We start from the raw sequence: 10,538 nt of genomic DNA on the forward strand, positions 1-10,538 counted from the left end.
GCGGATCAGCGGGCGAGGCCCCGGAGCTGGCGGGACACCACCGAGAGCGTGGCCAGGTCGAGCTGGCCCGCCGTGCCCACCTCGTGCAGCGCGGCCCTGGCCCGCACCAGCCGGCTGGCGTTGGCCTGCTCCCACTGCGCGATGGCGTCCTCCACCGACGTGCCGGGCGCGGCCTCGCGCAGCGCGTCGAGGGTGATCGCGCGCAGCGAGCCGTACAGGTCGTCGCGCAGGGCGAGGCGGGCCAGCGCGTGCCAGCGGTCGCCGCGCTCCAGGGCGGTCACCGAGGTCAGCGCCAGGTCGATGCCCAGGTGCTCGGACAGCGCGTAGTACAGCTCCGCCACCTCGCGCGGCTCGCGCGGCTCGCGGTCGCGCTCGGACAGCTCCACCAGCTCGACGACGTCGAGCAGCCCGTAGCCGTACATCAGCGCCGCCGAGCGCAGCGCGCACTCCGCGCCGACACCCGCCGCCGCCAGCTCCCGGCTCCGCTCCTGCACCACCACCAGCTCACGCCCGCGCAGCAGCCCGGGCAACTCCGCCCGCAGCCCGCGCACGGCCGCCGCGAACCGCGCCACCTCGGCCCCGACGGCGAGCGGCTGGGGCCGGTTGGTGAGGAACCAGCGCGACGCCCGGTCCAGCAGCCGGCGCGAGTCGAGCACGATCTCGTCGGAGACCGCGGTCGGGATGCGCGGATCGCCCACCTCGGCCCACAGCGCCGGCAGGTCGAACACCGCGGTCGTGACGGCGTAGGCGCGCACCGCGTCGGTCGCCGAGGACGCCGTCTCCTCCGACAGCCGGAACGCGTACGTCATCCCGGCGCCGTCGACCATCTCGTTGACCAGCTGCGTCGTCACGATCTCGCGGCGCAGCGGGTGACCGGCGATCGCGGCCGGGAACCGCTCGCGGATCTCTCGCGGGAAGTACTCCGGGAGCCGGGCGGCGAACGCGCCCACGTCGGGCAGGTCGGTGGCCACCACCTGGGCGGTGAGCGCGAGCTTGGTGTGCGCGAGCAGCGTGGCGAGCTCGGGGCTGCTCAGGCCCTCGCCCGCGGCCTCCAGCGCGGCGAACCCGGCCTCGTCGGGCAGCACCTCCAGGCGGCGGACCAGGCCGTGCCGCTCCTCCAGGTCGGCGGTGAGCCTGCCGTGCACCCCGGCCATGGCCGGTGCGTGCGCGCGGGAGATGCCCAGCACGGCGTTCTGGTCGCGGTTGTCGGCGAGCACGAGCTCGGACACCTCGTCGGTCATCTCGGCGAGCACGGCGTCGCGGGCGCCCCGGTCGAGGTCGCCCGCGGCGACCAGGCGGTCGAGCAGGATCTTGATGTTGACCTCGTGGTCGGAGCAGTCGACGCCCGCCGAGTTGTCGATCGCGTCGGTGTTGATCTTCCCGCCGGCCCGGGCGAACTCGATGCGGCCCCGCTGCGTCAGCCCGAGGTTGCCCCCCTCGCCGACGACCTTGACCCGCAGCTCGGCGCCGTCGGCCCGCACGGCGTCGTTGGCCTTGTCCCCCGCGGCGTCGTGCGTCTCGTCGACGGCCTTGACGTAGGTGCCGATCCCGCCGTTCCACAGCAGGTCCGCCGGGGCGCGCAGGATCGCGGCGATCAGCTCCGGCGGGCTCAGCCGCGTCACCTCCTCGGCCAGCCCGAGCGCGTCCCGCATCTCCGGGCCCACCGGCACGGACTTCTCGGTGCGCGCCCACACCCCGCCGCCCGCGCTGATCAGCGACCGGTCGTAGTCGTCCCACGACGAGCGCGGCAGCGCGAACATCCGCTCCCGCTCGGCGAACGACGTCGCCGCGTCCGGCGTCGGGTCGACGAAGACGTGCCGGTGGTCGAACGCGGCCAGCAGCCGGATGTGGGGTGAGAGCAGCATGCCGTTGCCGAAGACGTCGCCGGACATGTCGCCGACGCCGACGACGGTGAACTCCTGGCTCTGGGTGTCGACGCCGAGCTCGCGGAAGTGCCGCTTGACGCTCTCCCACGCCCCCTTCGCGGTGATCCCCATGGCCTTGTGGTCGTAGCCCACCGAGCCCCCGGAGGCGAACGCGTCGCCGAGCCAGAAGCCGTAGGACGCCGCCACCTCGTTGGCCGTGTCGGAGAACCGGGCGGTGCCCTTGTCGGCCGCCACCACCAGGTAGGAGTCGTCGCCGTCGTGGCGGACGACGTCCGGGGGCGGCACCGTCGCGCCGTCCACGAGGTTGTCGGTGACGTCGAGCAGCCCGGAGATGAACATGCGGTAGCAGGCCTCGACCTCGGCCGGGTCGGGCTGCGCCGCGCGGACGAAGAACCCGCCCTTCGCCCCCACCGGCACGATCACCGCGTTCTTCACCGCCTGCGCCTTGACCAGCCCGAGGATCTCGGTGCGGAAGTCCTGCGGCCGGTCCGACCAGCGCAGACCACCCCGCGCGACCGCCCCGAACCGCAGGTGCACGCCCTCCACCCGCGGTGAGTACACCCAGATCTCGAAGCGCGGCCGCGGCGCGGGCATGTCGGGCACCGCCGACGGGTCGATCTTGAACGAGAAGAAGTCGCGGCCGCGGAACCAGTTGGTGCGCAGCGTGGCGGTGATCATCGCCAGGTAGCCGCGCAGGATGCGGTCGGCGTCGAGGCCGGTGACGGCGTCGACGAGGGCGCGCGCCCCGGCCAGCGCCGCACCCTGCGCGGTCTCCCGGTCGGGCACCGACGGGTCGAACCGCGCCCGGAACACCTCCAGCAGTGCCCGCGCGACCGCGGGCTGGGCCAGCAGCGTGTCGGCCATGTACTGCGGGGTGTACGGGCTGCCGATCTGGCGGGCGTAGCGGGCGTAGGCGCGCAGCACGGCCACCTCCCGCCAGGGCAGGCCGGCGCGCAGCACCAGCGCGGAGAACCGGTCGGTCTCGGCGTCACCGCGCCAGGCCGCGCTGAAGGCCGCGCAGAACCCGGCCTCGACGTCCGACTCGGTGCGCCCGGCCAGCGCCGTGCGGGTGGCCTCGTCGACGCGCACCCCGAAGTCGTAGAGCCAGCAACGCAGCCCGTCGGGCCGCACGAACTCCGACGGGCGCTCGTCGAGGACCTCGACGCCGAGCTGCTGCAGCAGCGGCAGCACCGCGGTCAGCGTGGCCGGGGCACCGGCGAGGTAGAGCCCGAAGCGCCGGGTGCCGCCGGGGCCCGAGTCGTGCAGCCGCACCGCGAAGTCGCCCGGGCCGCTCAGCCCGGCGATCCGTCGCAGGTCGGCCACCGCGTGCTGCGGGTCGACCGCGGCCTTGTAGGTCTCCGGCACCCCCGACAGCAGCGCCGCCACCTCGGCACCGTCGGGCGTCGACTGCAGCCGGTCGTCCCAGGTGCGGACGGCCTCGGTCAGCTCGTCCTGCAGCGCCGCCACGTCGACGTCGCCGAACCCGGGCGCGTCCGGCGGCGCGTGCACCGTGAACTGGACCAGGGCCAGTGCCGACTCCGACACCCGGGCGGTGTGGTCGACGTCGGTGCCGCCGAGGCGGTGCCGCAGGACCTCGGCCATCGCCAGGCGCGACGAGGTCGTGTACCGGTCGCGCGGCAGGTAGACCAGGCAGGACAGGAACCGCCGGTACGGGTCGGGGCGCAGGAACAGGCGCACCGCCCGGCGCCCGGCCACCGCGAGCACGCCGACGGCCGTGTCGTGCAGCCGCTCGACCCCGGCGCTGAACAGCTCCTCGCGCGGCAGGTCGGACAGCACCTCGAGCATCTGCTGCCCGGAGTAGGACTCCAGCGGGAACCCGGCACGGCGGATCGCGTCCCGGACCCGGCGGGCGATCACCGGGATGTCCAGGACGCTCTCGTAGAGCGCGGGCACCGTCAGCATCCCGAGGAAGCGGTGCTCGCCGGTGAGCCGGCCGCCGCCGTCGAAGGTCGCCACGGCCAGGTAGTACGGGTGCTCGGGCCGCAGCGGGCCCGACTCGCTGGCCCGGGTGATCACCAGCAGGTCCGGCCGTCCGGGGGTGGTGTCGACGCGCGGGGCGAACTCCCGGGCCGCGGCCTCCCGGCGCAGCACCCCGAGCCCGGAACCGGGCTCGGCCACCAGGTCGCCGTCGGCGGTGGCGGTGTAGCGGGCGTAGCCGAGGAAGGTGACGTGGCCGTCGGCGAGCCAGCGCAGCAGCTCAGCGACGTCGCGGGGCTGCGCGGTGGCCCCCGGCGGGGCCTGCGCGGGCAGGGCGTCGGCGATCCGCAGCGCCGTGGCGGTCATCGGCTCGGCGTCGTCGACGATCTCGCGGACGTCGCGCAGCGTCGCGGCCAGGCGTGCGGAGAGATCCTCGTGGGCGACCTCGGTCGGCTCCAGGTCGAGGTGTATCCAGGACTCGACGGTGGCGTCGGCGGGTGGTGCCGCCGGGTCGGCGTCGGTGAGCACGGCGTCGAGGCCCCCGTCGGCGTCGCGCCGGACGACGACGATCGGGTGGATCACCCGCGTGACCTCACCGCCCGCCCGGGCGACCTCCGCGAGCAGCGACTGCACGAGGAACGGCATGTCGTCGGTGACGACCTCGACCACCGGCCCGGACACCGCACCGTCGACCCGGGCGTCGCGGACCCGGATCAGCGTCTCCCCCGGCGCCCGCCGCCCGGCCAGCTCGACGTGGGACCGGGCCGCCTCGAGCAGCATCGGGAGGTGGTCGCCGGACAGGCGCTCCAGGTCCGGTGCGTGCCGCGCGTAGAGCGCCCGCAGGGCCGTCAGTTCGGGGCCGGGCTTCGTCGCCCGCTCGCCGGTGGTCACATGCCGCTCCGCGGTTCGGATGATCGGGGACGGGGGCCACCCTATGCCCAGCGGCCCCCGGCGGGTCCCCCGGTCGGGTGACGCTCAGATGCCCCGGTAGGCGGCCAGTGCGCCGGCGAGCAGGTCGGCCAGCCCGAGCCCGTCGGTCGACGACGACCCGCCCCGGTCCTCCTCCTCCGCAGGCGCGCGCGGCACGGGTGAGGGTCGCCGCGGTCCGGGAGAGGGGGGCGCCGGTGCGGTGCCCGCGGGGTCGGTCGCCCGCGACCCGGTCGGAGCCCGGCCGTCCGTTCCAGACCCGTCCGCAGCAGTCCCGTCCACCGCGAGTGCGTCCGTCGCAGACCCGTCCAGCGCGGGCGTGGTCACGACGGAGCCGGTCACCGTCGGTCCGGGCGTGCCGGGATCGCGCCCCGCGTGGCCGGTCACCGCGTGACCGTTCCCTTCCCGGCCGTACGTCGCCGCGTCGGGCCCGGCCGCGGCGGCCCCGGCCCCGTCGGTCCCGGCCCCGTCGGTCCCGGCGCCGTCGGCCCCTGCCCGGCCGGTCCCGTCGTGGCCGGATGCCGCGCGGTCGGCCGTCACGTCGCCAGCCGGCGCGGTCCCCGGGGCCGCGGCGTCCTCGGTGCGGCGGTGCCTGCGGCCACCGGACCCCGGCCGCACGATCACGCCGTCGGGCAGGTAGGGCCTGCGCCCTCCGGCGTCGTCGTGGCGCCGTTGCGCAGCGGTGTCCCCGAGCCGCGTCGAGGCGGCGTCCCGGTCGGGAACACCGTTCGTCGTCCCCCGGTCGGAGCCCACACCCGCGGCCTCGGAGCCCTCCCGGGGCCCCTTCCGCTCCGACCCGTCGTCGCGTCGCGGCTCGCCGACCGGCACCGGTGCGCCGGTCCGGTCCCCGTCGCCGATCCCGTCCCGATCGCCGGTCGGGTCCTCGGGGACGCCGGCCGGGTCCGGGTCGCCGGTCCGGTCCCGCTCGGCGGTCCGGTCCACCGTCTCCCACCCGTCCAGCAGGCCGTCCCGATCGGCTCCGAACGCCGCGGCGGGTCCGTGGGCGGAACCGGCGTCGACGGGCCCCACCCCGCCGGGGGCGTCGTCCACCCGGCGCCGGGACGGGCGCGGGATGCCGGCTGTGGCGTCCCGGCCGCGCCCCCCGTCGAGGCGCCGCAGGACCTGCGCCCCGACCACCCCGTGCTCGTCGTGCACCGCGGCGCGCAGCAGGGCGCCCTGCACCGTCGCGTCGACGGCCAGCCCCTCGACGAGCGTCGGGACCACCCGCCGCATCCACTCCGCGGCCACGGCCCGGTCGCCGTCGGCCAGCACGACCGCGACCGCGTCCGGGCTGTCCCGGCGCAGCCGGCCGGTGGCCGGGAGCCGCTGGGCCAACCGGCGCGCCACCCGTCGCACGGTCGGCGCCGACTCGTCGGCGGACAGGCGTGCTCCGGCCCGCACCAGGTCGACGACGACGAGGCACTCCCGCACCGCGGCAGGACCGGGCGGCTCGGGTTCCGGTTCGTCGGCGGGCCTGCCCCAGATCCGGTCGAGGTCGGCGAGGGCCGAGGCCAGCCAGGCCTCGGGGTCGGCGAGTGCCGAGGCGGCGGTGCCGGCGGGACCGTCCCCCGCGGGCCGCTCCGGCCCGCCACCCGACACCTGCGCGCGGTCCGGCTCGGCCGCCGGCGAACCGTCCACGGCCTCGTCGTCGCCTCCTCCGGGCGTTCCCGACAGCGCCGCCGCCGGCGCCGTCTCCGCCGAGCCCCGGTCGGCGCCGGATGTACCGGTCCCGGTGCCCCCGAGCGTGTCCACCCCGGCCGCGTCCACCCCGACCGCGTCCACCCCGGCCGTGTCCGCTCCGGCCGTGTCCCCGCTGCGCGCGGAGCCCGTCCCGTTCCGCTCCGGCGACGGCCGCGCACCGGCCTCCGCCGCCCCCCGGACGCCACCGCCGCCCGGGGATCCGGCAGACCACAGACCGGTCGCCCACGGATCCGGCGCGGGCACCCGGAGGCTCGCCTCCGGCGGCGTTGCCCCGGGTACACGGACCCTCCCGTGGCCGTTCGTCGCCGCTCCCCCAACGGTGCGGCGGACGTCGTCGGCTCCGGTGGGCAGGGTGCCGGACCCGTTCGCGGCGGGATCACCCTCGCGGCGACGGCGTCGGCCCCCGCCGTCCGGCGGACGCGGATCACCCGTGGGCGCGGCCTGCATCGAGGCGGCCTGGACGGCGCGCAGGCGGGCCGTGCGCTCGACCGGGTCGGCGTCGCGCGACGCGGCGCCGGCCCGGGAGCGGTCCCGGGCCACCGAGAGAAGGTCCTCGGGCCGTGGACCCGGCCGCACCGGCGGTCCCGCCGCAGGTTCCGAGAGGGACCCGAGCGCGGTCCGCAACCTGTCCGCCCGCGCGCGGTGCCGGCGGTCGGCGACGGTCGCGAGGCGGGCGGACTCCCGCGCGGCGTCCGTCCGCCCGGACGCGTCGTGGACCTCCCCCAGCGCGGTCCGGCAGATCACCTCGAGTTGTGGGGTGTCGCTCGCCGCGGCTTCGTGCGCGGCCCGCTCGAGTTCACGCACCACGTCCCGCGGGTCCCGCCCGTCCGCCGCCGCCACACGCGTCAGGGTGAGGCGGAGCAGCGCCAGCTGGCGCGTGGGGCGGGCGTGGTCGGCGAGCCGCTCGCGCAGCGGCCTGCTGCCCTCGCTCGCCTGGTCGGAGCGACCCGCCGCGATCAGCGACGCGATCCATTCCGCGGACAGGGCGGCCGCCAGATGGGGGGCCGGGCTCGACGACCGCGGGGAGAGCCGGGCCCGGTCGAGCCGTTCCAACCCCTCGACGGCCCGGGCCACCCCGTCGGCGGGGCGGTCCCGGCGACGGTCCGCCGACGCCGTGATCAGCAGCGACGCCGCCAACCCGATCTGTCCCGCCGCGCCGCCGACCCGGGCCCAGGCGGCGAGCGCGTCGGCGGGATCGAGCAGCCCGTCGGAGCTGCAGCGCAACCGGGCGGTGGCGACGTCCGCCGCCAGCCCCGGCTCCGTCACGCCATCCGGAACGCCGTCCAGGAGCGCCCGCGACGCGGAGGTCTCGCCCGCGTCGTGGGCGAGGACCGCCAGCTCCAGACGGAGCCCCGCCGCGGCCGGCGCCGCGAGCGCTCCGCGCCCCCACCGGGGCAGGGACTCCAGGATGTGCGCCGCGACGTCACGCGCGTCCCCGCAGGCCGCGTGCGCCTGCACCCGCCGCCCGGCGGCGGCCAGCCAGCCGTCCCGGTCGGAGTCGGCCTCGGCCGACTCCATGAGGTGCTCGGCCAACGACGCCGCGAGATCGGGCCGGCTCCAGCGGAGCGCGCCGACCGCGTCGAGCACATGCGCTCCCTGGACACTCGCCGACTCCACGTCACCTCCCGCAGCGTCGCGCTCCCCCGGATGAGTCAGCCGACTCCATCGGCCGGGGGAGCACCGCGCTCAGTCGCGCGTGAGCTTACGGTGGGTCACCCGGTGCGGTCGCGCCGCCTCCGCACCCAGCCGCTGCAGCTTGTTGGCCTCGTAGGCCTCGAAGTTGCCCTCGAACCAGAACCACGACGCCGGGTTCTCGTCCGTGCCCTCCCACGCCAGGATGTGCGTGCAGACCCGGTCGAGGAACCATCGGTCGTGGGAGATCACCACGGCGCAGCCGGGGAACTGCTCGAGCGCGTTCTCCAGCGACCCGAGGGTCTCGACGTCCAGGTCGTTGGTCGGCTCGTCGAGCAGGATGAGGTTTCCCCCCTCCTTCAGCGTGAGAGCGAGGTTGAGCCGGTTGCGCTCGCCGCCGGACAGCACACCGGCGGGCTTCTGCTGGTCGGGGCCCTTGAACCCGAACGCCGCGACGTAGGCGCGGGACGGCATCTCCACCTGGCCGACCTGGATGTGGTCGAGCCCGTCGGAGACGACCTCCCAGACGTTCTTCTTCGGGTCGATCCCGCCCCGGTTCTGGTCGACGTAGGACAGCTTGACGGTGTCGCCGACCTTCACCGACCCGGAGTCGGCGTGCTCGAGCCCGACGATCGTCTTGAACAGCGTGGTCTTGCCGACGCCGTTCGGCCCGATCACCCCGACGATGCCGTTGCGCGGCAGCGAGAACGACAGGTCCTTGATGAGGACCCGCCCGTCGAAGCCCTTGTCGAGGTGGTCGACCTCGACGACGGTGTTGCCCAGCCGCGGGCCCGGCGGGATCTGGATCTCCTCGAAGTCGAGCTTGCGGTGCTTGTCGGCCTCGGCCGCCATCTCCTCGTAGCGCTGCAGACGGGCCCGGCTCTTGGCCTGGCGCGCCTTCGCCCCGGAGCGGACCCAGGCGAGCTCGTCGGTGAGCCGCTTCGCGAGCTTCGCGTCCTTGCGGCCCTGCACGGCGACCCGCTCGGCCTTCTTCTCGAGGTAGGTCGAGTAGTTGCCCTGGTAGCCGATGGCCCGTCCCCGGTCCAGCTCCATGATCCACTCGGCCACGTTGTCGAGGAAGTACCGGTCGTGGGTGACCGCCAGCACCGCACCCGCGTAGCTCGCGAGGTGCTGCTCGAGCCACAGCACACTCTCCGCGTCGAGGTGGTTGGTGGGCTCGTCGAGGAGCAGCAGGTCGGGCTTGGCGAGCAGGAGCTTGCACAGGGCCACCCGGCGGCGCTCGCCACCGGAGAGGATGTCGACCGGTGAGTCCGGCGGCGGACACCGCAGGGCGTCCATGGCCTGCTCGAGCTGGGAGTCGATCTCCCAGGCGTCGTTGTGGTCGAGGATCTCCTGGAGTCGGCCCATCTCCTCCATCAACTCGTCGGTGTAGTCGGTCGCCATCTGCTCGGCGATCGCGTTGTACCGGTCGAGCTGCTGCTTGATCTCCCCGAGCCCCTCCTCGACGTTGCCGAGAACGGTCTTCTCCTCGTTGAGGGGCGGCTCCTGCTGCAGGATCCCCACCGTGGCTCCCGGCGCGAGCATCGCCTCGCCGTTGTTGGGGTGCTCGAGACCCGCCATGATCTTCAGCACGGTGGACTTGCCGGCTCCGTTCGGACCGACGACGCCGATCTTGGCGCCCGGGAGGAAGTTCAGCGACACGTCATCGAGGATGACCTTGTCTCCGTGTGCCTTCCGGACCTTCTGCATGCTGTAGATGAACTCCGCCACGCCCACGATGGTAGGCCGCTGCGGTTCAGTGCCCCGCGGCCGGTACGGCGCCGGTCAGCTCGCGGGACGGGTCGTCCGACGGCTCCACCCCCTCGTCCGCCCAGCCGTCCTCGACCGGCCGCTCCACCGTCTGGTCCGACCCGTTGTCGGGCACACCGGCCGAGGCGCCCGTCTCCGTCCTCCGGGTGCGCGTCACGTGAGCGGTGCACCAGTTCAGGTCGGCCGCCACCACGTCGGCCTCCATCTCCGTCACGGTGTTGCGGCGCCCGTCCGCGGTGTCGTAGCTGCGGGTCAGCAACCGCCCCCGCACCATCACCGGGTCGCCGCTGCGCAGCGAACGGCAGACGTTCTCGGCCAGCCGGCGCCAGCAGGTGACCGACACGTAGAACGAGTCCTTGTCGACCCACGCGTTGGTCTCCCGATCGCGCCGGCGTTCGTTGCACGCGATCCGGAACGTCGTGACGGGGGTCCCGTCGGGGGTGTGCCGGATCTGCACGGGCGTGATCACGTTGCCGACGGCGATCAGCGTGTTCTGGTTCATCATCGTCTCCTCGTCCGGTGAACTGCGACGAGATCGAGACTGCTCCGGCCGGGACTCCGAGCACCAGCCCCGCGCCGTTTCTGTGGACGGAGCACCACCGAGGTGGACAACCGTCGGGCCTCCGCGCCGAAATGTCAGTGGGTCGTGCGACGATGAACGATTCCCCAACGCAAAAAAGTGGA

The 10,538-nt window shown here is 75.2% G+C and carries 4 protein-coding genes; all 4 read right to left on the reverse strand.

The window, feature by feature from the left end; all coding sequences use genetic code 11:
* Positions 1-5 precede the first annotated feature (5 nt).
* Positions 6-4,715: an NAD-glutamate dehydrogenase gene (locus tag PHY01_RS16815; protein ID WP_246085957.1), complete on the reverse strand. Its 4,710-nt coding sequence runs from the start codon at positions 4,713-4,715 to the stop codon at positions 6-8.
* 84 nt (positions 4,716-4,799) lie between these two features.
* Positions 4,800-8,039, reverse strand: coding sequence for a hypothetical protein (locus PHY01_RS26580; RefSeq protein WP_170183853.1), 3,240 nt, complete (start codon positions 8,037-8,039; stop codon positions 4,800-4,802).
* 99 nt (positions 8,040-8,138) lie between these two features.
* Positions 8,139-9,815 (reverse strand): energy-dependent translational throttle protein EttA, encoded by a 1,677-nt coding sequence (gene ettA / locus PHY01_RS16825; RefSeq protein ID WP_141279802.1) that lies wholly within the window; start codon positions 9,813-9,815, stop codon positions 8,139-8,141.
* Between the two features lie 25 nt (positions 9,816-9,840).
* Positions 9,841-10,359 carry a single-stranded DNA-binding protein gene (gene ssb, locus PHY01_RS16830; RefSeq protein WP_141279803.1) on the reverse strand — a complete coding sequence of 173 codons (519 nt, stop codon included), beginning with the start codon at positions 10,357-10,359 and terminating at the stop codon, positions 9,841-9,843.
* Positions 10,360-10,538 lie beyond the last annotated feature (179 nt).

The sequence above is a fragment of the Pseudonocardia hydrocarbonoxydans genome, assembly GCF_006539565.1.
GTDB classification, from domain to species: domain Bacteria; phylum Actinomycetota; class Actinomycetes; order Mycobacteriales; family Pseudonocardiaceae; genus Pseudonocardia; species Pseudonocardia hydrocarbonoxydans.